Origin of the sequence: Stenotrophomonas sp. SRS1 (genome assembly GCF_026130205.1) — a bacterium.
Classification (GTDB): domain Bacteria; phylum Pseudomonadota; class Gammaproteobacteria; order Xanthomonadales; family Xanthomonadaceae; genus Stenotrophomonas; species Stenotrophomonas rhizophila_B.
Window position 1 is genome coordinate 18,606 of sequence record NZ_JAINFD010000001.1, and the last position, 23,846, is coordinate 42,451.

Annotated in this window: 19 protein-coding genes; 12 read left to right on the forward strand and 7 right to left on the reverse strand. The window is 66.5% G+C overall.

Going from position 1 to position 23,846, the window contains the following annotated elements:
- Nucleotides 1–169 precede the first annotated feature (169 nt).
- On the forward strand, nt 170–3,049 hold the full coding sequence (locus tag K4043_RS00120) for an EAL domain-containing protein (RefSeq protein WP_265307771.1): 2,880 nt from the start codon (nt 170–172) through the stop codon (nt 3,047–3,049).
- Between the two features lie 21 nt (nt 3,050–3,070).
- On the opposite strand, the gene K4043_RS00125 is transcribed toward K4043_RS00120, so the two are convergent.
- On the reverse strand, nt 3,071–3,664 hold the full coding sequence (locus K4043_RS00125; protein ID WP_123729018.1) for a TIGR00730 family Rossman fold protein: 594 nt from the start codon (nt 3,662–3,664) through the stop codon (nt 3,071–3,073).
- A 212-nt stretch (nt 3,665–3,876) separates the two neighbouring features.
- Nucleotides 3,877–5,373, reverse strand: coding sequence for an aminotransferase class III-fold pyridoxal phosphate-dependent enzyme (locus K4043_RS00130; protein WP_265307772.1), 1,497 nt, complete (start codon nt 5,371–5,373; stop codon nt 3,877–3,879).
- A gap of 212 nt (nt 5,374–5,585) precedes the next feature.
- Between K4043_RS00130 and queA the strand changes: the two genes are divergently transcribed.
- The 6 genes from queA to fabV all read left to right on the forward strand — a co-directional run bounded on the left by queA (nt 5,586) and on the right by fabV (nt 13,306).
- The gene (queA, locus tag K4043_RS00135; protein WP_321160125.1) at nt 5,586–6,653 is read left to right on the forward strand and encodes a tRNA preQ1(34) S-adenosylmethionine ribosyltransferase-isomerase QueA; all 1,068 of its coding nucleotides are present in this window, start codon (nt 5,586–5,588) and stop codon (nt 6,651–6,653) included.
- Nucleotides 6,654–6,719: 66 nt separating this feature from the next.
- On the forward strand, nt 6,720–7,850 hold the full coding sequence (tgt, locus tag K4043_RS00140) for a tRNA guanosine(34) transglycosylase Tgt (RefSeq protein WP_123729020.1): 1,131 nt from the start codon (nt 6,720–6,722) through the stop codon (nt 7,848–7,850).
- Between the two features lie 154 nt (nt 7,851–8,004).
- Complete coding sequence (gene yajC / locus K4043_RS00145) at nt 8,005–8,349, forward strand: preprotein translocase subunit YajC (RefSeq protein WP_019183141.1); 345 nt, start codon at nt 8,005–8,007, stop codon at nt 8,347–8,349.
- A gap of 58 nt (nt 8,350–8,407) precedes the next feature.
- Nucleotides 8,408–10,261 carry a protein translocase subunit SecD gene (gene secD, locus K4043_RS00150; RefSeq protein ID WP_265307773.1) on the forward strand — a complete coding sequence of 618 codons (1,854 nt, stop codon included), beginning with the start codon at nt 8,408–8,410 and terminating at the stop codon, nt 10,259–10,261.
- 19 nt (nt 10,262–10,280) lie between these two features.
- The gene (secF, locus tag K4043_RS00155) at nt 10,281–11,255 is read left to right on the forward strand and encodes a protein translocase subunit SecF (RefSeq protein ID WP_121042091.1); all 975 of its coding nucleotides are present in this window, start codon (nt 10,281–10,283) and stop codon (nt 11,253–11,255) included.
- Between the two features lie 791 nt (nt 11,256–12,046).
- Nucleotides 12,047–13,306 (forward strand): enoyl-ACP reductase FabV, encoded by a 1,260-nt coding sequence (gene fabV, locus K4043_RS00160; RefSeq protein ID WP_265307774.1) that lies wholly within the window; start codon nt 12,047–12,049, stop codon nt 13,304–13,306.
- A 126-nt stretch (nt 13,307–13,432) separates the two neighbouring features.
- On the opposite strand, the gene K4043_RS00165 is transcribed toward fabV, so the two are convergent.
- From K4043_RS00165 to K4043_RS00175, 3 genes are all read right to left on the reverse strand, one after another.
- On the reverse strand, nt 13,433–15,502 hold the full coding sequence (locus K4043_RS00165; protein ID WP_265307775.1) for an EAL domain-containing protein: 2,070 nt from the start codon (nt 15,500–15,502) through the stop codon (nt 13,433–13,435).
- Nucleotides 15,503–15,594: 92 nt separating this feature from the next.
- Nucleotides 15,595–16,779, reverse strand: coding sequence for an NAD(P)/FAD-dependent oxidoreductase (locus K4043_RS00170; protein ID WP_265307776.1), 1,185 nt, complete (start codon nt 16,777–16,779; stop codon nt 15,595–15,597).
- A complete protein-coding gene (locus K4043_RS00175; RefSeq protein WP_088433134.1) occupies nt 16,776–17,327 on the reverse strand; it encodes a YaeQ family protein in 552 nt (183 codons plus the stop codon). The genes K4043_RS00170 and K4043_RS00175 overlap by 4 nt, the downstream gene beginning before the upstream one ends.
- Before the next feature lie 41 nt (nt 17,328–17,368).
- Here K4043_RS00175 and K4043_RS00180 point away from each other — a divergent pair, with 41 nt between their 5' ends.
- A complete protein-coding gene (locus K4043_RS00180) occupies nt 17,369–18,253 on the forward strand; it encodes a pseudouridine synthase (protein WP_265307777.1) in 885 nt (294 codons plus the stop codon).
- A 42-nt stretch (nt 18,254–18,295) separates the two neighbouring features.
- Here K4043_RS00180 and K4043_RS00185 read toward each other — a convergent pair whose 3' ends face one another.
- The gene (locus K4043_RS00185) at nt 18,296–18,769 is read right to left on the reverse strand and encodes a YaiI/YqxD family protein (protein ID WP_123729027.1); all 474 of its coding nucleotides are present in this window, start codon (nt 18,767–18,769) and stop codon (nt 18,296–18,298) included.
- Between the two features lie 301 nt (nt 18,770–19,070).
- Between K4043_RS00185 and K4043_RS00190 the strand changes: the two genes are divergently transcribed.
- From K4043_RS00190 to K4043_RS00205, 4 genes are all read left to right on the forward strand, one after another.
- Complete coding sequence (locus K4043_RS00190; RefSeq protein ID WP_017356920.1) at nt 19,071–19,280, forward strand: cold-shock protein; 210 nt, start codon at nt 19,071–19,073, stop codon at nt 19,278–19,280.
- 161 nt (nt 19,281–19,441) lie between these two features.
- Entirely contained in the window at nt 19,442–20,134 is a 693-nt protein-coding gene (locus K4043_RS00195; protein ID WP_123729028.1) for a glutathione S-transferase, read from the forward strand.
- Nucleotides 20,135–20,171: 37 nt separating this feature from the next.
- Complete coding sequence (locus tag K4043_RS00200) at nt 20,172–21,737, forward strand: protein adenylyltransferase SelO (RefSeq protein WP_265307778.1); 1,566 nt, start codon at nt 20,172–20,174, stop codon at nt 21,735–21,737.
- 42 nt (nt 21,738–21,779) lie between these two features.
- The gene (locus K4043_RS00205; RefSeq protein WP_123729042.1) at nt 21,780–22,316 is read left to right on the forward strand and encodes an adenine phosphoribosyltransferase; all 537 of its coding nucleotides are present in this window, start codon (nt 21,780–21,782) and stop codon (nt 22,314–22,316) included.
- Nucleotides 22,317–22,461: 145 nt separating this feature from the next.
- Here K4043_RS00205 and dbpA read toward each other — a convergent pair whose 3' ends face one another.
- Nucleotides 22,462–23,844 (reverse strand): ATP-dependent RNA helicase DbpA, encoded by a 1,383-nt coding sequence (dbpA, locus tag K4043_RS00210; RefSeq protein WP_265307779.1) that lies wholly within the window; start codon nt 23,842–23,844, stop codon nt 22,462–22,464.
- Between the last annotated feature and the right edge of the window lie 2 nt (nt 23,845–23,846).

Genomic DNA, 23,846 nt, shown 5'->3' on the forward strand with positions numbered 1-23,846 from the left:
TAGTCGATGGGCAGCCGGGCGAGGTTGCTGGGGGGCATGGGGATGGCCTGGGAGACAACAGGAACAACGTCCATTGGCAGCCGATGGGGTTGATGCGCTTCCATTTCCCCCCGGTCGGCGCGTTATGCTCGCAGGCAGGGGAGGTGCCGGGCAGCCGGCACCCGTAGGGATGAGCAACGTGTCCAGTCAGATGGTGACCTCTGCAGTGCAACGCGATGGTGATGCGGTGATCCCTGCCGCCGTCGCCAGGGCGTTGTGCGCCCTGCTGCCGGGTGGCGCCGTGGTCGCGCTGGCCTGGTCGGATCCGGTCCTGGGCGAGGGCACCCAATGCCATCCGGACGGGGATTCCCACGGCGCGGACCCGCCCCCGGCACGCCGGCATGAGGCCGCTGCCGGGATGGCCTCGCAGCAATCCTGGACGCATATCGGCGCCGAGTTGACGCTGAGCGTGGCACTGCCCTGCGGCAACGCGCCTGCCGACAGCTGGTGGACGGCCGCGCGCAGTCTGTTCCAGGGCGAGTTGTCACTGGCCCGACAGCGCCGCGAGATCGCCTCGCTGGAGGAATCCAAACGCCTGCAGCAGGCCTTGTATGAAATCGCCGATCTGGCCGGTGCGGATCTGGAAATGGCCGAGATGCTTCGACATTTCCATCGCGTGCTCAATTCCCTGATGTACGCGCAGAACTGTTTCATCGTCGAGTACGACGATATCCGGCATCGGGTGCGGTTCCTCTACTTCGCCGACCAGAAGGACGACTTCGTCGCCGATCCGGACCGCAGTTACGAAGAACACGAAATGCCGCGCAGCCTGACCTTCGCGCTGCTGCGGCATGGCGAGCCGTTGAGCGGTCCATCCAGTGAGCTGCTGGCGGAAATGGAGGGTGAGCAGGGGCAGCGCGGGCCGGAAAGCCTGGACTGGCTGGGCGTGCCGATGCTCCGCGACGGCCGCGTCTGCGGTGCGATCGTGGTGCAGAGCTATGAGCACCGCGCGCGCTATGGCGAGGCCGATCGCACGTTGCTGGGCTATGTCGCCCAGCACATCCTCACTGCGATGGACCGGCGCCAGGCGCAGGTCCAGCTGGAGCGTCAGGTAGAAAGGCGCACGCTGGAGCTGCAGCGCGCCAATCGCAACCTGCAGGACGAAGTGGTCGAACGTCGCCGTGCCGAAAAGCTGCAGATGGCCCTGTTCAACATCGCCGAGCTGGCGATGAGCGCCGAGTCGCTGTCGCAGTACTACGGTCAGGTGCATGGCGTGGTCGGCACGCTGCTGGACGCCCGCAATTTCTATATCGCGCTGGTCAACGAGAACGGCGATGGGCTGGAGTTCGTCTACTCCGTGGACGAATACAACCCCTCGCGCGCGCCACGTCCGTTCAGCGAGGGGCTGACCGAATTCATCGTGCGCAACCGCCAGCCGCTGCTTGCCAATCGTGAGCGCATCGATGCGCTGCGCGACAGTGGTGTTGTCCGCGAGTTTGGCGCGCGTTCGCAGTGCTGGCTCGGCGTGCCGCTGCTGAGCGATGACGATGTGGTGGGCGTGATCGTGGTGCAGAGCTACTCCCCGGAAGTGGTGTTCACTGCACACGACCAGCGCCTGCTGACCTTCGTCGCGCAGAACATCGGCAACGGCCTGGCGCGCCAGCGTGACCAGGAGCAGCTGCGCAACGCGCATGCCGACCTGGAAAAACGCGTGGACGAACGTACCCGCGAGCTGGCCGACGTCAACGACAAGCTGCTGGGCCAGATCGGCGAGCGCCTGCGGGCGGAGCAGCGCCTGACCCACCAGGCCATGCACGATGCGCTGACCGGGTTGCCCAACCGGCTGCACCTGCTGGATCGGCTGGAAGATGCGATCGCGCGCGCGCGTGGCAGCGAGGGTCACGGTTTCGCGGTGCTGTTCCTGGATCTGGATCGCTTCAAGCTGGTCAACGACAGCATCGGGCATGCCGCTGGCGATCAGATGCTGGTCGAGGTGGCCAAGCGCATCGTGTCGATGATGTCCGCGCAGGACGTGGTCGCGCGGCTGGGCGGTGATGAGTTCGCGATCCTGCTCCAGTGTGGCGATGGCCTGGCGTCGGCGCTGGAGTTCTCGCAACGCATGCTGGTCGCACTGGAAGAATCGATGTGGGTGAAGGGGCGCGAACTGTTCCCGTCCGGCAGCCTGGGTATCGCGATGTGGAACCCGCGCTACCGCAACGGCGAAGAGCTGGTACGCGATGCGGATGCGGCCATGTACCGCGCCAAGGCGCAGGGCAATGACCGCTGCGCCGTGTTCGATGAGGCCATGCGCGAGCAGGCAATGCGCAGCCTGGATCTGGAGGCGGACCTGCGCCGGGCCATCATCAACCGGGATTTCGTGCCGTACTACCAGCCGATCATGCGGCTCAGCGACGGTGAGCTGGTCGGCCACGAGGCGCTGCTGCGCTGGCAGCACGAACGCCGCGGGCTGCTGCTGCCGAGTGCGTTTCTCGATCTGGGCGAAGAGAGTGGCCTGATCGAGCAGGTGGACTGGCTGCTGTACGAGCAGGTCATCACCCAGTTGGCCCGTGGCGGCCGCGGCTACCTCTCGGTCAATGTGTCGCCACGGCACTTCCGCTCGGCCGATTTCAGCACGCGGCTGTTCGGGCTGATCGAGGCGGCCGGTGCCGACCCGCACCGGTTGCGGCTGGAGATCACCGAGGTGGCGTTGCTGGACGATGGTCCACGCACGCTGCGTATCCTGCAGACGCTGCGCGAGCGCGGCGTGCTGGTGCAGCTGGATGATTTCGGCACGGGCTTCTCGGCGTTGTCCTACCTGCACCGGTTCCCGATTTCGACGTTGAAGATCGACCAGTCCTTCATCGCCGGTCTGCACGGCCAGGACATGCAGAGCACGCACGCGCTGGTGCAGGGCGTGCTGTCGCTGGCGCGCACCCTGGGCATCGAAACGATAGGCGAGGGCATCGAGACCCAGGCCCAGCACGACACGCTGCTGCAGCTCGGCTGCGATTACGGCCAGGGCTACCTGCTCGGCCGGCCAGCGCCGATGGACACTGCCGCAGCGGCCTGAACCGCTACGGCAGCGGGTGGCTCAGCGCAGCGCGTTGGCGCGCTTTTCGTCGATCCACTTGGAGGCCTGCGCCGGCTCGTAGGCGCGCATCCAGGCCAGCATCTCGTCGATGTCTGAGCCGTACCACAGGTCCGCGCGCTGGGCCGGGTGCAGGAAACGCTCTTCGACCATGCGGTCGATCATGCCGATCAGCGGGGCGTAGAAGCCGTCCACATCCAGGAACGCGCACGGCTTGTTGCCGATGCCCAGCTGGCGCCAGGTCAGCATCTCGAAGATCTCTTCCATGGTGCCGAAGCCGCCGGGCAGGGCGACGAATGCATCGGAGAGATCAAACATGCGCGACTTGCGCTCGTGCATCGAACCAACGATTTCCAGCTCGGTCAGGCCGCGGTGGGCGACTTCCCAGTCCGCCAGCTGCTGCGGGATCACGCCGGTCACTTCACCGCCGCCTTCAAGCACGGCATTGGCCACGGTGCCCATCAGGCCGACGTTGCCGCCGCCGTAGACCAGGCGCAGGCCGTCGCGGGCGATGCGGTCACCCAGCGCGATGGCGCGCTCGGTGTAGACCGGCTTGCTGCCGGGGTTGGAACCACAGTAAACGCAAATCGACTTCATTGGATCTTCCTGTTGTCCGAATCTGTAGCGACCGGAAACGAAAAAGCCCCGCCGATGACCGGTGCGCTGGTCTCGTGACGGGGTGTCGTTCCGCAGGTGCGGTGCCGGATTATCGCGCGTTTCGGGCGCGGGGGCCAATCGGCCAGCGGTGACGGCAACCGACCCGTGGTCGGCCACCTCCGTGCGGGCTAACACCCGCATGGAAGCCGGACTCAGGCCGCCTGCGACTGCTCCCGGCGCGGGCCTTCCTTCAGGGCGCGGCCGACGAGGCCGACCAGCAGGTCCAGCTCCTCGCCGTCCATCCCGAAATGCGGGGTGAAGCGCAGCGAGTTCTCACCACCATGGATCACATTGATGCCGTGGTTGCGCAGCCACTCTTCGGTGGAGCCGGTGCCGTAGCACTTGAACTGCGGGGCCAGCTCGCAGGAGAACAGCAGGCCGGTGCCCTGGACCTTGGTGATCAGGCCGCCCAGCTCGGTCTTGAGCTGCTCCAGCTTGCGTACGGCTTCCTCGCCGCGCACGCGGATGTTCTCGCGTACCTGCGGGGTCAACAGCGAGAGCGTGGCGCAGGCCACGTCCAGCGCCCGCGGGTTGGAGGTCATGGTGTTGCCGTAGATGCCCTTGCGATACAGCTGCGCGGCGTGCTCGGTCACGGCCAGCACCGAGAGCGGGAACTGGGCCGCGTTGAGCGCCTTGGAATAGGTCTCCATGTCTGGCACGTCCAGGCCTTCAAAGCCCGGGTAATCCACGATCGAGAGCACGCCGTGCGCGCGCAGGCCGGCCTGGATCGAGTCCAGCAGCAGCAGGCTGCCGTGCTGGCGGGTCAGTTCGCGGGCCAGCGCATAGAACGCGGGCGGCACCGAGCGGCCCGGGTCGCCTTCGCCCATCACCGGCTCCAGGAACACCGCTTCGATGAACCAGTGGTTCTGCTCGGCGTCGGCGAACACCCGCTTGAGCGCGTCTTCGTCATACGGGGCGATCGCGATGACCGTGTCCTCGCCGCGGTAGCTGGCAAGGTGCTGCATGTAGGTCTTGCGGCTGGAATCGGAATACAGACCCGGGCGATCGGTGCGGCCGTGGAAACTGCCCTTCACCACCACGCGCTTGATCTTCGCCCCGGCATGGCGCGCGCCCGGATCGGTCTGCAGCTTGGCGTTGACGTCGGCGATGCGGGCGGCCAGGCCCACGGCTTCCGAACCAGAATTCAGGCACATGAAGTGGCTGTACGGACAGCCGCCACGACGGTGGCCGATTTCCCTGCGCAACGCCTGGATGAAGCGCTGCTGGGAGAGGCTGGGGGTCATCACATTGGCCATGACCTGTGGCGCGGCCATCGCCGCCATCACCGCCTCGGGGGTATGCCCGAAGCCGAGCATGCCGTAGCCGCCGGCGTCGTACAGCACCGCACCCTTCAAGGTGACCACCCACGCGCCACGGGCGGCGAGGGCGACGTACGGGGTGACCGCATCATCGGCATAGAAATTGACGAAACCGTCCTGCATCGCCTCGATCTGGGCGCGTTCGTCCAGGGCCAGCAGATCGCCCAGATCGGCGCGCACGCGGTCGAACTCCGCAGCGGCAGCATCAATGGCGGCGACCAGGGCGGGATGACCCGCAGCCAGGCGTTCAAGGGTGGCGTCATCCAGGCCGGTGGTCAGGCGGGTGCCGGGCTGGGCGCGAAGGGGGGCGAGGCGTTCGATGAAGCTCATTGCAGATCTCCTGAAACGATTGGCGGCACGGCGGAAAAGCAAAACGCGCGTCTATTCGCGCGCGCTTCGGGCATTCCTGCTCGTGCATCAGACTTCCGGTTCGATGCTAGCACGCGGTTTTTCGCGCGATAACCCCGCAAAACACTGTTGCATAGCAGCATTTTGCGCGACGTTTGCCGAATCCTGCGTTGCCACCGAGGGCCAGTCGTACAATGGCCGACATTGCCTACACGTTGCCGTGCGCTGCCTTGAAGAAGTCCGATTTCAACTACGAACTCCCGCCTGAACTGATTGCCCAGGCGCCCCTTGCCGAACGCTCGGCCAGCCGCCTGATGGTGGTGCCGCCGGCGCCGGCCGCCTTCGAGCACCGTCAGGTGCGCGACCTGCCTGATCTGCTGCGCGCAGGCGACCTGCTGGTGTTCAACGACACCCGGGTGATTCCGGCCCGTCTGTTCGGCCAGAAGGCCAGCGGCGGCCGTGTCGAGATCCTGATCGAGCGCCTGCTCGGTGGTCAGCAGGCCCGCGCGCAGGTCGGCGCGAGCAAATCGCCCAAGCCGGGCAGCCGCATCGCGCTCGACGCGGGTGGCGAGGCCGAGGTGCTGGGCCGCGACGGCGAGTTCTATGTGTTGCAGTTCCACGTGCCCGAGGCCCTGGAGCAATGGCTGCTGCATGCCGGCCGGCTGCCGCTGCCGCCCTACATCCAGCGCGAGCCGGGCGTGGACGACCGCGAGCGCTACCAGACCGTGTTTGCGCGCGAGATCGGCGCGGTGGCCGCCCCGACCGCTGGCCTGCACTTCGATGAGGCCCTGCTGGCCACGTTGAAGGACAGGGGCGTGGACTTCGGCCACGTGACACTGCATGTGGGCGCGGGCACCTTCCAGCCGGTCCGCGTGGACGATCTGAAAGAACACGTGATGCACCGCGAATGGCTGAACGTCGGCGCCGAGCTGGTCCAGCAGGTGCGCCGCACCCGGGCTGCCGGCGGACGGGTGATCGGCGTCGGGACCACCGTGGTGCGTGCACTGGAAAGCGCCATGCGCGAGGGCGAACTGCTGCCGTATGCCGGGGAAACCCAGATCTTCATCACCCCGGGCTACCGGATCCGCAGCGTGGACGCGATGGTCACCAACTTCCATCTGCCGGAAAGCACGCTGCTGATGATGATCTCGGCGTTTGCCGGCCAGGCCCGGGTGTTCGAGGCCTACCAGGCCGCGATCGCGGAGAAGTACCGCTTCTTCAGCTATGGCGATGCGATGCTGCTGTTCCCGCAGGGGGAATGACGGCAGCGGGGCAGGCGCGGCCGTTTTCGGCGACAATGGCAGACTATCTGCCCGAATGACCGCTCCATGTCCCGACTCCAGTTCCAGCTCCAGACCACCGACGGTCGCGCCCGCCGCGGCCGCCTGACCTTCCCGCGCGGGACCGTGGAAACCCCGGCTTTCATGCCGGTGGGCACCTATGGCTCGGTGAAGGGCATCCTGCCGGAGCAGATCCGCGCGCTGGGTGCGGAAATCATCCTGGGCAACACCTTCCATCTGTACCTGCGCCCGGGCCTGGACGTGATCGCCGACCACGGCGGCCTGCATGGCTTCGCCCGCTGGAACGGCCCGATCCTGACCGACTCCGGCGGCTTCCAGGTGTTCTCGCTGGCCCACCGCCGCAAGATCACCGAGCAGGGGGTGACCTTCTCCTCGCCGACCGACGGCGCCCGCGTGTTCCTGGGCCCGGAAGAGAGCATGCGCATCCAGAAGGTGCTCGATTCGGACGTGGTGATGATCTTCGACGAGTGCACCCCGTACCCGGCCACCGAGCCGGTCGCGCGCACCTCGATGGAGCTGAGCCTGCGCTGGGCGCAGCGCAGCCGCAACGCGCACGATGAACTGGGCAACGACGCGGCGCTGTTCGGCATCGTCCAGGGCGGCGTCCATCACGACCTGCGCAGCCGCTCGGCCGAGGGCCTGCAGCAGATCGGCTTCGACGGCTACGCCATCGGCGGCCTGGCCGTGGGCGAGCCCGAGCACGAACGCAACGCCATGCTCGACCACATGCACCCGATCCTGCCGGCCGATCGCCCGCGCTATCTGATGGGCGTCGGGCGACCGGAAGACCTGGTCGAAGGCGTCGCCCGCGGCGTGGACATGTTCGATTGCGTGATGCCGACCCGGAATGCCCGCAACGGCCACTATTTCACCTCGTTCGGCACGGTGCGCATCCGCAACGCCCGCTACGAGCGCGACATGGACACCATCGAGCCGGGCTGCGGCTGCCATGCCTGCACCAGCGGCTACACGCGCTCCTACCTGCGCCACCTGGACCGCTGCAACGAGATGCTGGCACCGATGCTGGGCACCATCCACAACCTCTATTACTACGAGAAGTTGATGGCCGACATGCGTGCCGCGATCGCGGCGGGAACCTTTACCGCCTTCCGCGAGTCTTTCTACGCGGCTCGTGGAGCGGTCACGCCTGCGCTGTAAAGTGACCCCCGCCGGCCGATCCGGCGCGCCGACCCTGCCAAACGGCCCAAGGACGAACTCCCGGGGCCATGGCATACTTCGAGGCTGACCCCCGTTTCGCGGCGACTCCCTGACCCTTCAAGGGGCAGGGCGCCTCCCAACCCAAGGACACACTATGAACCTGCTCGCCTTCCTCATTCCCACCGCCAACGCCCAGGCCGCCGGTGGCCAGCCGCAGGGCATGGGTCTGACCACTCTGCTGTTCCCGATCATCCTGATCGCGATCATGTACTTCCTGATGATCCGCCCGCAGATGAAGCGCCAGAAGGAACACAAGGCCATGCTGGAGAAGGTCAAGCGCGGTGACGAAGTGCTGACCAACGGCGGCATCGCCGGCGTGGTCACCGACATCGGCGACAACTTCATCACCATCGAAGTGGCCGAGAACGTGCGCATCCGCGTGCAGAAGGGCGCCGTGGGCAATGTGCTGCCGACCGGCACGCTGAAGTCGGCCAACTGATCCACTCCCTTTCCGTTCAACCGCGGTGCCGGGACGGGCACCGCGCGGGACCCAAGCAATGCTCGAATTTCCACGCTGGAAGTATTTCCTCATCCTGATCGTGCTGGCGGTCAGTGCGCTGTACGCACTGCCCAACATCTACCAGAAGGACCCTGCCGTGCAGATCACCGCCAACCGTGGCGGGCAGATCGACGACGCCCTGCGCGACCGCGTGCTGGGTGACCTCAAGCAGGCCGGCGTGGAGCCGTTGTCGGTGGCCAAGGAAGGCGACAGCCTGATCGTGCGCCTGCCGACGCTGCAGGCGCAGACCGCCGCCAACGATGCCCTGCGCGACGAGATGGGCGAGGACTACGTGGTTGCCCTGAACCTGGCCTCCACCGTGCCGGAGTGGCTGAGCGACCTCGGCGCCAAGCCGATGGTGCTGGGCCTGGATCTGCAGGGCGGCGTGCACTTCGTGCTGCAGGTCGACCAGAAAGCCGCACTGGACAAGCGTCTGGATGCCTACGCCGAAGACGTCCGGACCAGCCTGCGCGATGCCCGCATCGCCTACCAGTCGGTCGAACGCCGTGGTGACAACACCATCGTGGCGAGCATCAGCCCGTCCGCCGGTGCCGATGCTGCCGCGCGTGCCCGCGAAGTCATGGTCAAGGCGCAGCCGACGCTGGGCTACGAGGTGGCGGGCAACCGCATCACCGTGAGCATGCCGGAGACCGAACTGACCGCGATCGCCAACGGCGCCATCGAGCAGAACGTCAACACGCTGCGCAACCGTGTCAATCAGCTCGGTGTTTCCGAGCCGATCATCCAGCGTCAGGGTGCCGACCGTGTGGTCGTGCAGCTGCCGGGTGTGCAGGACACCGCCGAAGCCAAGCGCATGATCGGTGCCACCGCGACGCTGGAATACCGCGCCGTGGTCGAGGGCAATGCCCAGGACGCGATCACCAGTGGCCGCATTCCGCCGGAGGCCAAGGTCTACCAGCAGCGTGACAACCGCGGCCCGATCCTGCTCAACAAGCGCGTGATCGTGACCGGTGACCAGATGGTCGCTGCACAGGCCACCACCGACCAGAACGGCGCTGCGGCCGTGAGCGTGACGCTGAACAATGTCGGCGGCCAGCGCATGTTCGATTTCACCAGCGCCAACGTGAACAAGCCGATGGCGGTGGTCTATACCGAACGCATCCCGACCGTGAACGTGGTCGATGGCAAGGAAGTGCGCAGCTTCCGCGTCAAGGAAGAAGTGATCTCGGTCGCCAATATCAACGGCGTGTTCGGCAAGAACTTCCAGACCACCGGCCTGGAGAAGACCGAGGCGGAAAATCTGGCCAAGCTGCTGAAATCCGGTTCGCTGGCCGCACCGATGGACTTCGTTGAAGAACGCATCGTCGGCCCGAGCCTGGGTGCGGAGAACGTCGAGCGCGGCGTGACCGCGGTCGGCTTCGCGTTCCTGTTCACGCTGATCTTCTTCACCGTGTACTACCGCATGTTCGGCGTGATCACCTCGGTGGCCATGCTGTTCAACCTGCTGATCGTGGTGGCGGTGATGTCGCTGTTCAGCGCGACGATGACGCTGCCCGGCTTCGCCGGTCTGGCGCTGTCGATCGGCCTGTCGGTCGACGCCAACGTGCTGATCAACGAACGTATCCGTGAAGAGCTGCGGGCCGGCATGCCGCCCAAGACGGCTATCGTGGCCGGTTACGATAAGGCTTCCGGGACCATCCTGGATGCCAACCTCACCGGCATCCTGGCGGGTGTGGCGTTGTATGCGTTCGGTACCGGTCCGTTGAAGGGCTTCGCCGTGACGATGATCGTCGGCATCCTGGCCTCCATGTTCACTGCAATCACCGTCTCGCGTGCCCTTGCCGTGCTGCTTTACAGCCGCCGCAAGAAGCTCAAGACCCTGGCCATCTGACGGGAAGCGAATAGAAACCATGAAACTTTTCCCGTTGCATCTGATCCCGAACGACACCAAGTTCGACTTCATGCGCACCCGCTGGGTGGCCATCGGTCTGGCGGCGCTGGTGTTCATTGCCGCCATCGGCTGCATTGCCTTCAAGGGCTTCAACTACGCGCTGGACTTCACCGGCGGCACCGTGGTCGAAGTCCGCTTCGACAAGCCCGCTGACGTCGATGCCGTGCGCGAGCACCTGGAAGGCGCCGGTTATGCCGGTGCCCAGGTGCAGAGCTTCGGCAGCGGCAGCAACCTGCTGATCCGTCTGCAGCCGCAGGAGATGGCCGAAGGCGAGAACGCCGGTGAGGCCAACAACCGCACCGCCGAAGCCGTGCAGAAGGCGATCTCGATGGAGGGCAACCAGGCCGCCATCGTGGGTGCCGAGTTCGTCGGCCCGCAGGTCGGTAAAGAGCTGGCGCTGAACGGCCTGTACGCGGCGCTGTTCGTGCTGATCGGCTTCCTGATCTACATCGGTTTCCGCTTCGAGTGGAAGTTCGCGATGGTGGCGATCATCACCACGCTGTTCGACGTGCTGGTGGTGGCGGGTTACTTCTCGCTGAGTGGCCGTGAGTTCGATCTGACCGTGCTGGCCGGCCTGCTGTCGGTGATGGGCTTCTCGATCAACGACACCATCGTGGTGTTCGACCGTGTCCGTGAGAACTTCCGCAGCCTGCGTGTGGAGCCGCTGGAAGTGATGAACCGGTCGATCAACCAGACGCTGTCGCGCACGATCATCACCTCGCTGGTGTTCTTCCTGTCGGTGCTGGCGCTGTATCTGTACGGCGGTGGTTCGCTGGAAGGGCTGGCGCTGAGCCAGATGATCGGTGCGGTGATCGGTACGCTGTCGTCGATCTTCATTGCCTGCCCGCTGCTGACGATGGGTGCGCTGGCGGTGACCAAGCAGGATCTGCTGCCGAAGGCGAAGGACGTGGAAGCGTTGGAGCGCCGTCCGTAAGGTTTCTGGTGGTATGAAACATCTGAGAGGCCGCGCATTGCGCGGCCTTTCTTTTTGTTTGGGGCCAGAGCCGGAGCCAGAGCCAGAGCCAGGGCGGCGCCTTGGGTGCTCACTGTTGGAGGGCGACGGATAGCGCTGTGCGGGACCCGCCGTAAACCCATCCCTGGGGGCTCGTGAGCGCCATCCATGGCGCTCCAACGGTCCTGCACATCGCTATCCGTCACCCTCCAGACGGGCTGCTGCATGGCGGTCGGTAGGGCAGAGCGAAGCAAGGCAACGCAAGGCACAGCAAGGCACAGCAAGGCACAGCAAGGCACAGCAAGGCACAGCAGAGCAACGCCACCCGCGCTGGCGTGGATCTACGTGGGGCAAGAATCGGTCTTGGCATTGGTGACTCTCTGCACGCGCGATCCTGGTTCGGCGACAGCCGGCCAATCTCCAAGAGTCAGCATCCAATGCACTCGTCACAGCGTCAGGTGTGGCAGGTAGAGCCACGCCATGCGTGGCTGCTCTCCCATCCGCAGCGACCCTGTGTCAGGCAGGGGCCGGTGAGGGCAGGGCGGGACCGTCACCCGCATGGATGCGGGTGTCGAGCCTCCAGGGACGGATTCACGGCGCGTCCCGTCCTGCCCTCACCGGTCCCAGGCCACAAGGAACATACACCCCCGTCGGTTGTACTAAGCAGCGCTGCGCACTACGATCCCTTGCGTTCCGCGCAGCCGCTCCGGTGGCGCGCGACCTCCCTTTTCAACGCGCCGGTCCGCCCTGCGCCAGTCCCCCTCGAGGTTTACATGGTCATCAAACCGCGTGTGCGCGGCTTCATCTGCGTCACCACCCATCCCGTCGGCTGCGATGCGGCCGTCAAGCAGCAGATCGATTACATCCAGTCCAAGCCGAAGATCACCAACGGCCCGAAAAAGGTGCTGGTGCTCGGCGCCTCCACCGGCTACGGGCTGGCCGCGCGCATCACCGCTGCCTTCGGCAGCGATGCCGCCACGCTGGGTGTGTTCTTCGAGCGCCCGGGCACCGAGACCAAGCCCGGCACCGCCGGCTGGTACAACACTGCCGCGTTCCACAAGTACGCCGAGCAGGCCGGCCTGTACGCCAAGAGCGTCAATGGCGATGCGTTCTCCGATGAGGTCAAGGCCAAGGTCATCGAGCTGATCAAGCAGGACCTCGGCCAGGTCGACCAGGTGGTGTACAGCCTGGCCGCGCCGCGCCGCAAGCATCCCAAGACCGGTGAAGTGATCAGCTCCACGCTCAAGCCGATCGGTGCGCCGATCACGCTGCGCGGCCTGGATACCGACAAGGAAGTGATCACCGAGACCACGATCGAGCCGGCCAGCCCGGAAGAGATCGCCGGCACCGTCGCCGTGATGGGCGGCGAAGACTGGCAGATGTGGATCGATGCGCTGCTCGAGGCCGGTGTGCTGGCCGAGGGCGCGACCACCACGGCCTTCACTTACGTGGGTGAGGAAATCACCCAGGCGATCTACTGGAACGGCTCCATCGGCGCGGCGAAGAAGGATCTGGACGAGAAGGTCGTCGGTCTGCGCCAGAAGCTGGCCCCGATCGGTGGCGATGCGCGCGTGTCGGTGCTCAAGGCGGTGGTCACCCAGGCCAGTTCGGCGATCCCGACCATGCCGCTGTACCTGTCGCTGTTGTTCAAGGTGATGAAGGCCAAGGGCACGCACGAAGGCTGCATCGAGCAGCTCGATACGCTGTACGACATCCTCTACGGCGGCAAGGACGCAGGCACCGCAACCGAGCGCCTGCGCCACGATCTGGTCACCGATGGCGGCCGCAAGGTCGAGCTGATCGATGACGCAGGCCGCCTGCGCGCGGACTACAAGGAAATGGCGGCGGAGGTGCAGGGCGAGGTAGTCGCGCTGTGGCCGCAGGTGACCAACGAGAACCTGTACGAGATCAGCGATCTGGCCGGCTACAAGGCCGATTTCCTGCGTCTGTTCGGGTTTGGCGTGGAGGGCGTGGATTACGACGCCGATGTCGCCACCGACGTGAAGATTCCGAACCTGGTCGAGATGGCCTGATCGGAAGGAGGGATGCCGACCAACGGTCGGCATCTACTGGTGTGGCGCATCCGTTGATGCTTGGGCGGCGCGCCCCCTGATGCGGGGGAGGCGGTAGGTCACGACCGTGGGTCGTGACGCTTCCCCTCAGCTGAAATCGAAGTTCATCACCGGCCCCGCCGGGCCGACGAACTCACCCTGCACGTAATCCACGCCGGCACTGAAGAGCAGGCTCATCGAGTTGGCATCGGCGACGAACTCGGCGATGGTCCGGATGTTGGCGGCCTGCGCACGCGCGGTGATCTCGCTGATCTTCTCGCTGTGCTCGCGGGTGCGGGCGAAGTCGGACGTGAAGTCGCGGTCCAGCTTGAGGAACTGCGGCTGGAAGTGCGCCAGCAGCTGGAACGAATCCAGCCCTGATCCGAACTGCTCCAGACCGATCCGGCAGCCCAACGGGGCGACCGCGGCCAAGAACTGCTGGGCATTGCGCAGATGGGTGAATACCTTGGCCTCCGGCGCGTGCAGCCACAGCTGTTCGCCCGGCACACCCTGCGCCTCGAGTTCGCGGCGGAGCGTGGCGATCATCAGCGGGTCGTTGAACGACTCCGGGGTGATCTTGACCATCATGTGGGTGACATGGCCCTCGCGCTTGCGCGCGGCGAGCATGCCGATGGCGTGCGTGACCACCCAACGGTTGATGTCGGCCAGCAGGCCATGGTCCTCGGCGATGCCCAGGAACGCGTTCGGGCTGAGCAGCTCGCCGTTGTGGTCCAGGCGCAGGTAGGCCTCGTACAGCTCCAGTGCCTCGCCCTGCAGGCTGAGGACCGGCTGGTAGTGCAGCTGGAAGCCATCGCCGTCCAGCGCCTGCCGGATGCGGGTCACCCAGTGCTGGATGCGCTCTTCTTCCACGCGGTCCACCGCGGCCGGATCGAACACGCGGGTGGTGTTGCCCAGCTCCAGCGCCGCCTGGGTGCACTCGGTCGCGCGCGCCAGCACCTGGCCGATGCTCGCGATCTTCTCGCCGACCTGCACACCGCCCACGCTGACGGTGACGGTGGCCGAGCGCTCGCCGATGCTGAACACCTGCGAGGCGAAGGCCTCACGGATCTGGTCGGCCAGGGCGACGGTCTGCGCGTAGGGGGCCTCGGTCAGCACGGCAAAGCTGTGTTCGCCGAAGCGGGCCACCTGTGCGGTGTCGCCAACCGATTGGGCCAGCACGCGGGCGAGGGCGCCGATCAGCGCATCGGCCGAGTCCAGCCCGATCTCCGGCAGCAGGCGCGCGTAATGGTCCGGTTCGATCAGCAGCAGGCCGAACTGGCCCTCGCTGCGGCCGGCCTGGGCCACGGCATTCTCGACATGGAGCATGAACGTCGGGCGGTTGAGCAGGCCGGTGACCTGATCGCGCTGGCGGAGGTCCTCGACCTCGCGCGCCAGTTCCGGATCGAACTCCATGCGCCGGCGGAACACCACCTGCAGGCAGGATTCGCCCTCGTAGCTGGCCTGGGTGAACTCCATGGTCGCGGCGAACACAGCGCCGTCCTGGTTGCGTGCGTCCACCTGGTACTGCGGTGGCGGGGCATCGCCTTTGCTCATGGATTTGAGCAGCTGTTTGAAGCCGTCCACGTGCTGCGGGGCGACCATGTCCAGCAGCGAGATGCCTTCCACATCGTCGAAGGTCTCGTAGCCGAACATCTCCAGGTAGGCCTCGTTGGCCCGGATGTGCATGCCTTCGTGGATGTAGGCGATCGGATCGCGCGAGGACGAGATCAGCGCATCGCAGCGGCGCTCGGTCTCGCGCATCTGCGCCTCGATCCGGCGCAGCCCGCGGCGCGCGTGCAGATCGGTCCATTCGTTGCGGACCACCGCCAGCAGGTGCTCGGGGCGGTGGCGCAGGGCGATGGCGCGGATGCCGTTGGCGCCGGCCTCGACCCACTCGTTCTCATCGATCGATTCGGCCAGCAGGATCATCGGGATGTCCTTGCCACTGGCCGCGATCTGTTGGGTCACCTGCAGCAGCGGGATGCTCTGCGCGGCGGCGACCAGCACCAGGTCGATCGGCTGGGTGCCCAGTGCCTGGGCCAGTTCCTCGCTGTGCTGCGGGCGCATCGGGCGCACCGCGATGCCGCTGTTGCGCAGCGTGCTGACGATGGTCTCGGCGTTCTCGCCGCTGTCGTCCACGATCAGCAGGCGGACCGTCATGTCATTCGCGTTCTGCATTCACTACTCCCCGGACTGCAAACTTGATACACGATGCGTGTGACTACGTCCATGCGGCAAACGGTAGCCGATCACGGAACGTTCGTTCCGGCTCAGGCCACGCTGCCCGCGGCATGGCCACAGGCCCACGCCCACTGGAAGTTGTAGCCCCCCAGCCAGCCGGTCACGTCCAGCACTTCCCCAATGAAGTGAAGGCCGGGAACCAGCTGCGATTCAAAGGTACTGGAGGACACCTTGCGGGTGTCGACCCCGCCCAGCGTCACCTCGGCGGTACGGTAGCCCTCGGTGCCGCTGGCCACCAGCGGGAAATTCTGCAGCACTTCCGCGGCCTGGCGCAGCTGGGGCTCGTCGATCTGGCGCACCAGCCGGTCCGGCAGCCAGTGTTCGCACAGGCGCAGCGCCAACCGGCGCGGCACCACCTCCGACAGCACCGTGCGCAGCTCGGCGGCACCGCGCTCGGCCTTCATCCGGCGCAGCCAGGCCAGCGCGTCCTGGCCCGGCAGCAGGTCCAGCCGAAGCTCATCGCCGGGCTGCCAGAAGGAGGAGATCTGCAGGATCGCCGGGCCGCTGATGCCGCGGTGGGTGATCAGCATGGAATTACGGAACTCGACCTCGTTGCAGCGCGCCGTGATCGGCAGCGCCACCCCGCTGAGGTCATTGAAGCGCTCCTGGTGCTTGCCACTCAGGGTCAGCGGCACCAGCCCGGCGCGGGTCGGCAGGACTTCATGGCCGAACTGGCGGGCCAGCTCATAGCCGAAGCCGGTGGCGCCCATGCTCGGAATCGACAGGCCACCGGTGGCCACCACCAGCGAGGCGGCATGGAAGTGCCCCTGCGCGGTGTGCACGTGGAAGCCGTCCGCGCCGCGCTCCACCTTCTGCACCCCGCAGTCGGTGCGGATCTGCACCCCGGCGGCCTGGCATTCGTCCACCAGCATCTTCACGATCTGCTTGGAGGAGATATCGCAGAACAGCTGGCCCAGCTCTTTTTCGTGATACGCGATGCCGTGCCGCTCCACCATCTCGATGAAATGCCACGGCGTATAGCGGGCCAGCGCGGATTTGCAGAAGTGCGGATTGGCCGACAGGAAGTTGGCCGCCGTGGTGCCGGTATTGGTGAAGTTGCAGCGCCCGCCGCCGGACATCAGGATCTTCTTGCCGACCTTGTTGGCATGGTCGATCACCTGCACCAGGCGCCCGCGTTTGCCTGCGGTCATCGCACACATCAGTCCGGCAGCGCCGGCCCCGATGACCAGCACATCACAGCGGATCACACTCACGCCTGCGGCTTCTGCTTGCGCCAGGTGGGGATGACGCTGAGCTGCGCCTTGTCGGACGTCAACTGCACTTCGCCGTCCTGGATCTGCACGTCCCACTGCATCGTGCGTTCGATCTGCGCGCCCCATTCGGTGACGAACTCGCCCGGCAGGTCCATGACCTCCAGCGTGGAGAGCTTCTTCAGCGCGGAGGCGTTGCGGTCCCACCAGATGTCGGCGGCGCGGCCGCCATAGGTGACCAGCTGCACCGCGCGCGCGCGGCCGGCGGCCTTGCGCAGGCGCGACTCGTCGGGCTGGCCCAGTTCGATCCACAGCTCGATGTCGCCGGTGTAATCGCGGCGCCACAGGTCCGGCTCGTCGTCCACGCTCAGGCCGCGGCCGAACTCCAGCCGGTCATCGGCGTTCAGGGCGAAGGTGAGCAGGCGCACCATCAGGCGGTCGTCGGTCTCGGACGGGTGCTGGGCCAGCGTCAGCGTATGGCTGGCGTAATAGCCGCGATCCATGTCGCTGATCTGCAGTTCGGCCTTGCGGATGGTGGCGGTGAGGGCCATGGGGATACCTGAAACAAAGAGCGCCATGATAATGGTTCGCCATGAGCCCGTCCGATCCGATCCTCGCTGCCCCCGCACCCAGCCGCCTGCAGTTGCCCCCCGGCGACTGGCCAAGCCTGCTGGAGGGGCTGTGCGCGCGCTTTCCGCGCATCGACCGCGCGCAGTGGGCGGACCGCTTCGCCCGGGGGCGGGTGCAGGACGCGCAGGGCAGGGCGCTCGCGCCGGATCAGGCCTGGCAGGTGGGGCTGGAGATCGTGTACTTCCGTGAAGTGGCTGATGAGCCGGTGATTCCGTTCGTGGAGGCCATCGTCGATCAGGACGCGCACCTGCTGGTGGCCGACAAGCCGCACTTCCTGCCGGTTACCCCTGCCGGCGGCTACGTGCGCGAGACGTTGCTGGCGCGGCTGGTAGCGCGCACCGGTAACCGCGACCTGGTGCCGCTGCACCGCCTGGACCGGCTGACCGCCGGGCTGGTGCTGTTCTCGACCCGGCCCGATACCCGCGATGCCTACCAGCGCCTGTTCCGCGAGCGGCGCATCGACAAGGTGTACGAGTCCCTGGCACCGCCGCTGCCGGATCGGGCGTTCCCGCTGGAGCGCCATACGCGGTTGGTCCCCGGCGAGCCGTTCTTCCGCATGGCCGAGGTGCCCGGTGAGCCCAATGCCCGGACCCGCATCGAGGTGATCGACGGCACTGGACCGGTCTGGCGCTACCGGCTGCACCCGGTCAGCGGCCGCAAGCACCAGTTGCGCGTGCACATGGCGGGACTGGGTGCGCCGATCCTAGGGGACGACCTGTACCCGGAGCTGCTCGCCGATGCGCCGGCGGACGCGCCGCTGCAACTGCTGGCGAAGGAATTGACGTTCGATGACCCGCTGACCGGGGAGCGGCGCACGTTCACCAGCGGGCTGTCGCTACATCTGTAGAGCCGGCCGCTGGCCGGCTGCCTGGAACTGTGGATTGATCCTTCAGCCTGAACGCTTGGCCAGCCAGCGGTCCAGCTGCGCAGCGAAGGCCTGCTTGTCGCGCGCGTGCAGGGGCGCCGGTCCGCCCGTCTGAACGCCGGAGCCGCGCAGTTCTTCCATGAAATTGCGCATCGACAGCCGCTCAGCCATGTTGTTCGGGGTGTACAGGTCGCCGCGCGGGTTCAATGCGACGGCCTTCTTGTCCAGCACCAGGGCCGCCAGCGGGATGTCCTGCGTGACGACCAGATCGCCTGGCTGGACCCGTTCGACGATCACGCTGTCGGCCACATCCAGGCCCGGTGGAACCTGGATCGAGCGGATGAAACGGGACGGAGGGGTCCGCAACCAGTGGTTCGCGACCAGGGTCATCTCGATCCCGGCACGCTCAGCGGCCCGGAACAGGATCTCCTTGATGACCGCCGGACAGGCGTCGGCGTCCACCCAGATGTGAACTTTAGGGGTCGGGGCATCTGTCATTTTGCTGATCTTAAGGTAGGAAAAATCTGAATGGGGGGTGCGATTTCGTGTAGGATCGCCCGACCCCTTGTCCTGTCAGGCGGGAGGGGGAGGATGGCTGAATCAACCAGCTATCGCTTTTTCGGTAAAACACGAGTATCGTCACCCACACTGTGTTTGCTAGGGTCACCGTGAATCGTGGCCTGGTGCAGTTGATCTCACGATCTGCTCATCGATCCGCTTTACCAACGCCTGCAACTCAGTCTCGGCTCCGATACGCGGCGGCCGCGATTATTTCAACTATTGTTTCAGGAGTTAGTACATGTCTGATCGTCAGCAGGGCACCGTGAAGTGGTTCAACGACGCCAAGGGCTTCGGCTTCATCACCCCGGAAAGCGGCCCGGACCTCTTCGTGCATTTCCGCGCGATCCAGGGCACCGGCTTCAAGTCGCTGCAGGAAGGCCAGAAGGTGACTTTCGTCGCCGTGCAGGGCCAGAAGGGTATGCAGGCTGACCAGGTGCAGGCGGTCTAATCGACCCCCCGCAACCGTAAGGTCGCCTAAAACGCCGGAAGCGAGAGCTTCCGGCGTTTTTTATTGGGCGGCATTCGGGCATTGCCACCGCAGAACACGTTGAAGACGTCATCGTGCCGGCCGCCCGGTTACGATGCCGCTTTGACCCTGCGGAACCCTCGATGATCAAGGTGCACCATCTGGACCACTCGCGCTCGCTGCGCGTGTTGTGGATGCTCGAAGAACTGGGCCTGCCGTACCAGGTCGTCAACTACCAGCGCGATCCCAAGACCTGGCTGGCACCGCAGGCGCTGCGCGACGTGCACCCGCTGGGAAAATCGCCGGTGCTGCAGGACGATGCGCTGGTCCTGGCCGAATCCGGCGCGATCCTGGAATACCTCGCCGACCGCTACGACAGCGGCCGCCAGCTCTCGCCCGAGCCGATGCCGGCCCAATCCCCCGAACGGGTGCGTTACCGCTACTGGATGCACTACGCCGAAGGCTCGGCGATGCCGCCGCTGGTGATGACGCTGGTGTTTTCGCGGCTGCGCAACGCGCCGATGCCGTTCTTCGCCAAGCCGATCGCGCGCTCCATTGCCGACAAGGCGCTGAACGGCTTCGTGCGTCCTCAGGTGAAGCTGCACATGGACTGGATGGAACGCGAGCTCGGCCAGTCGCCCTGGTTTGCCGGTGAGCGCTTCACCGCTGCCGATATCCAGATGAGCTTCCCGATCCAGGCCGCCGCCGCGCGCGGTGGCGACATGACCGCCTACCCACGGTTGCAGGCGTACCTGGCGCGGATCGAGCAGCGCCCGGCGTACCAGCGTGCGGTGGAGCGCGGCGGTCCGTTGAACCTCGGCGGCGGTTCGCGCTGAACTTGCGGGGCAGCCGGTCTGCCCCCATTTCATGCCTATGAGCACCCAGCCCCTGCGTTTCGACAACCGTTTCATCCGTGACCTGCCCGGCGACCCGGAAACCGGCCCGCGCGTGCGCGAGGTGCGGGAGGCCGCGTGGTCCTCGGTCATGCCGACGCCGGTTGCCGCGCCACGGCTGCTGGCGTACTCGCCTGAGGTGGCCACGCTGCTGGGCATGGGCGAGGACCTGATCGAGAGCGAGGATTTCGCGCGGGTGTTCGGCGGCAATGCGCTGTATGCCGGGATGGCACCGTGGGCGGCCAACTACGGTGGCCATCAGTTCGGCCATTGGGCGGGGCAGCTCGGCGATGGCCGTGCGATCTCGCTGGGCGAGCTGCTCACCCCGGACGGTGCGCATTGGGAGCTGCAGTTGAAGGGCGCCGGGCGCACACCGTACTCGCGGGGCGCCGACGGGCGTGCGGTGCTGCGCTCGTCCATCCGCGAGTTCCTGTGCAGTGAAGCGATGCATCACCTAGGCGTGCCGACCACGCGCGCGCTGAGTCTGGTCGGCACCGGCGATGCCGTCGTGCGCGACATGTTCTACGACGGTCACCCTGAAGCCGAACCCGGCGCGATCGTGTGTCGCGTCGCGCCGTCGTTCATCCGCTTCGGCAGCTTCGAACTGCCGGCCTCGCGCGGTGACACGACGTTGCTGCTGCAGTTGGCCGATGTCTGCATCGCGCGCGATTTTCCTGCGCTGGCAGAGGCGGGCGAGGCGCGCCATGCACGCTGGTTCGCCGAGATCTGCGAACGCACCGCGGTGCTGGTCGCGCACTGGATGCGCGTCGGCTTCGTGCACGGGGTGATGAACACCGACAACCTCTCCATTCTCGGGCTCACCATCGATTACGGCCCGTATGGCTGGGTCGAGGACTACGATCCGGAGTGGACCCCCAACACCACCGACGCGCAGGGCCGACGCTATCGTTTCGGCACGCAGCCGCAGGTGGCGTACTGGAATCTCACCCGGCTGGCGCAGGCCTTGGCACCGCTGTTCGAGGATGTCACCCCGCTGCATGACGGGCTGGCGCGTTTCCAGCAGGTGCACGCGGACTGCGAGCGCGCCGACATCGCCGCGAAGCTGGGGCTGGACACCTGCCGCGATGACGACGTGGCGTTGATGGCGGCGTGGCTGGAGATTCTGCACGAGGGCGAGATGGACATGTCCCTGGCCTTCCGTGGGCTGATGGCGCTCGATCCCGCATCGCCTTCCGTGGCGGTGCTGGAGGAGGCGTTCTACAGCCCGGCGCGTCGCGACGCGGTGCTGCCGTCGTTGCAGGCATGGCTGCAGCAGTACGCGTCACGCCTGCGCGGCGATGGCCTGAGTGCACAGGCGCGCCAGCAGCAGATGGGCCGCGCCAATCCGGTCTACGTGCTGCGCAACTGGCTCGCCCAGGAGGCGATCGAACAGGCGGAGCAGGGCGACCTGAGCGGCGTGCATACGCTGCTGGAGGTGCTGCGGCGGCCGTATGAAACGCAGCCGGGGCGCGAACACTTCGCGGCCAAGCGGCCCGAGTGGGCACGTGTGAAGGCCGGCTGCTCGATGCTGTCCTGCAGCTCGTAAGACGCTCGGTTACCCTATGCCACCCTTTGTGCTGCGCCGATCATGACCGAGTCTTCCGCCACGCCCGCCTGGGCCGGCCGCCTGCGCGACATCGCCGATTTCCCCAAGCCGGGCATCCTGTTCAAGGACATCATGCCGCTGCTCGCCGACGGCCCGGATTTCGCGGCTGCCATCGATGCGATGGTCGCGCCCTGGCGCGATGCCAACCTGCAGGCGGTGATGGGGATCGAGTCGCGCGGGTTCATCCTCGGTGCGGCCATGGCGCGGGTGCTGGGCGTGGGCTTCGTGCCGGTGCGCAAGCCGGGCAAGCTGCCGGGCAAGGTGCTGCGCCAGGATTACACCCTGGAATACCGCACGGACAGCATTGAAGTGCATGCTGATGCCTTGCCGGCCGGCGCACGCGTGCTGGTGATCGATGATGTGCTCGCCACGGGCGGCACTCTGCTGGCGGCGTTGTCGCTGGCCCGCCAGCTGCAGGTCGAGGTGGTTGGTGCGGCCGTGCTGGTGGAGCTGGCCGGCCTCGGTGGCCGCGACCGCTGGACGGATGACGTCCCGCTGCTGGCCAACCTGGTCTATTGATCCGGGAATCCGCGCGGGCCTACCGCCCCCGGTAGTGCCGGCCGCTGGCCGGCACCTCAAACGCCGCGACGAAAGTGCAGCCGACCAACGGTCGGCTCTACCGGATGCGTGACGCGATCAGCCGACCAACGGTCGGCTCTACCGCTCAGACATCCATCTTGCGGACACGGAACCGGCGGCCCTTGATCTTGCCGGCCTCCAGCTGGGCGATCGCCCGGCCGGCCTGTTCGCGCGCGATGGCCACATACGAGCGCGTGGCGTAGATGTCGATCTTGCCGATGTACTTGGCTGCCAGCCCGGCATCGCCGGTCAGTGCGCCGAGGATGTCGCCCGGGCGCAGCTTGTCGGTCTTGCCGCCATCGATGCGCAGCGTGGTCATCGCGGCCTGCGGCAGCACCGGCGGGCGTGCGGTGGCCAGCGGCGTCTTCTGCCAGTCCAGCGGCTTGCCCTGTGCCATTTCCAGCGCATCGGCGCGGTTGCGCTCGCGGTGCGTCACCAGGCTGATCGCCAGGCCCGTGGCACCGGCACGGCCGGTACGGCCCACGCGATGCTCATAGGTTTCGATATCGGTCGGCAGTTCGTAATTGATCACCGCAGCCAGATCCTGCACATCCAGGCCACGCGCGGCCACGTCGCTGGCGACCAGCACGTTGCAGCTGCGGTTGGCGAAGCGCACCAGCACTTCATCGCGGTCGCGCTGTTCCATCTCGCCGTGCAGCGGCAGCGCGGAGAACCCGAACTGCTGCAGCGAAATGGCGACATCGTCGACATCGCGGCGGGTGTTGCAGAACACCACGGCCGATTCCGGCGTGTACTTGAGCAGCAGGCCGGCCAGCGCCTTCTGCTTCAGTGCCAGCTCGGTCTCGCAGAACAGGTGGCGGATCGCCGGCGCGTGATCGGCGCCTTCCACGGTCACTTCCACCGGATCGCGCAGCAGCACGCGGGCGATCTCGCGGATCTCATCCGGGAAGGTCGCCGAGAACAGCAGCGTCTGGCGGTCCTTGCTGGTGCGCCCGGCGATCTCGCGGATCGGCTCTTCAAAGCCCATGTCGAGCATGCGGTCGGCTTCGTCCAGCACCAGCGTGGTCACGCCGCCCAGGTGCAGCACGCGCTTGCGGCCCAGTTCCTGGATGCGCCCGGGCGTACCGACCACGACCTGCGGGTCGTGCGCTTCCAGCGAGGCCAGCTGCGGGCCCAGCGGCATGCCGCCGGTCAGCACCAGCAGTTTCAGGTTCGGAATGCCGGTGGCCAGCTTGCGGATCTGCTTGCCGACCTGGTCGGCCAGCTCGCGGGTCGGGCACAGCACCAGCGCCTGGGCGCGGGTCACCGATGGGTCCAGCGCCTGCAGCAGGCCCAGCCCGAAGGCCGCGGTCTTGCCGCTGCCGGTCGGGGCCTGTGCGATGACATCGCGGCGCTCAAGGATGGCCGGCAGGCTCTGGGCCTGTACGGGGGTGAGCGAGGTATAGCCCATGGCATCGATGCCGGGCAGCAGCGCTGGTTTCAGCGGCAGGGAGGAGAATTCAGACATGC

Excerpts from the sequence above, each read along its gene's own strand:
- K4043_RS00205 (WP_123729042.1), top strand. The coding sequence starts at position 21,780 with ATGACCGAGTCTTCCGCCACGCCCGCCTGGGCCGGCCGCCTGCGCGAC.
- K4043_RS00190 (WP_017356920.1), top strand. The coding sequence starts at position 19,071 with ATGTCTGATCGTCAGCAGGGCACCGTGAAGTGGTTCAACGACGCCAAG.
- secD (WP_265307773.1), top strand. The coding sequence starts at position 8,408 with ATGCTCGAATTTCCACGCTGGAAGTATTTCCTCATCCTGATCGTGCTG.
- secF (WP_121042091.1), top strand. The coding sequence starts at position 10,281 with ATGAAACTTTTCCCGTTGCATCTGATCCCGAACGACACCAAGTTCGAC.
- K4043_RS00175 (WP_088433134.1), bottom strand. The coding sequence starts at position 17,327 with ATGGCCCTCACCGCCACCATCCGCAAGGCCGAACTGCAGATCAGCGAC.
- yajC (WP_019183141.1), top strand. The coding sequence starts at position 8,005 with ATGAACCTGCTCGCCTTCCTCATTCCCACCGCCAACGCCCAGGCCGCC.
- K4043_RS00120 (WP_265307771.1), top strand. The coding sequence starts at position 170 with ATGAGCAACGTGTCCAGTCAGATGGTGACCTCTGCAGTGCAACGCGAT.
- K4043_RS00195 (WP_123729028.1), top strand. The coding sequence starts at position 19,442 with ATGATCAAGGTGCACCATCTGGACCACTCGCGCTCGCTGCGCGTGTTG.
- K4043_RS00130 (WP_265307772.1), bottom strand. The coding sequence starts at position 5,373 with ATGAGCTTCATCGAACGCCTCGCCCCCCTTCGCGCCCAGCCCGGCACC.
- K4043_RS00200 (WP_265307778.1), top strand. The coding sequence starts at position 20,172 with ATGAGCACCCAGCCCCTGCGTTTCGACAACCGTTTCATCCGTGACCTG.
- K4043_RS00185 (WP_123729027.1), bottom strand. The coding sequence starts at position 18,769 with ATGACAGATGCCCCGACCCCTAAAGTTCACATCTGGGTGGACGCCGAC.
- tgt (WP_123729020.1), top strand. The coding sequence starts at position 6,720 with ATGTCCCGACTCCAGTTCCAGCTCCAGACCACCGACGGTCGCGCCCGC.
- queA (WP_321160125.1), top strand. The coding sequence starts at position 5,586 with ATGGCCGACATTGCCTACACGTTGCCGTGCGCTGCCTTGAAGAAGTCC.
- fabV (WP_265307774.1), top strand. The coding sequence starts at position 12,047 with ATGGTCATCAAACCGCGTGTGCGCGGCTTCATCTGCGTCACCACCCAT.
- dbpA (WP_265307779.1), bottom strand. The coding sequence starts at position 23,844 with ATGTCTGAATTCTCCTCCCTGCCGCTGAAACCAGCGCTGCTGCCCGGC.
- K4043_RS00125 (WP_123729018.1), bottom strand. The coding sequence starts at position 3,664 with ATGAAGTCGATTTGCGTTTACTGTGGTTCCAACCCCGGCAGCAAGCCG.
- K4043_RS00180 (WP_265307777.1), top strand. The coding sequence starts at position 17,369 with ATGAGCCCGTCCGATCCGATCCTCGCTGCCCCCGCACCCAGCCGCCTG.
- K4043_RS00165 (WP_265307775.1), bottom strand. The coding sequence starts at position 15,502 with ATGCAGAACGCGAATGACATGACGGTCCGCCTGCTGATCGTGGACGAC.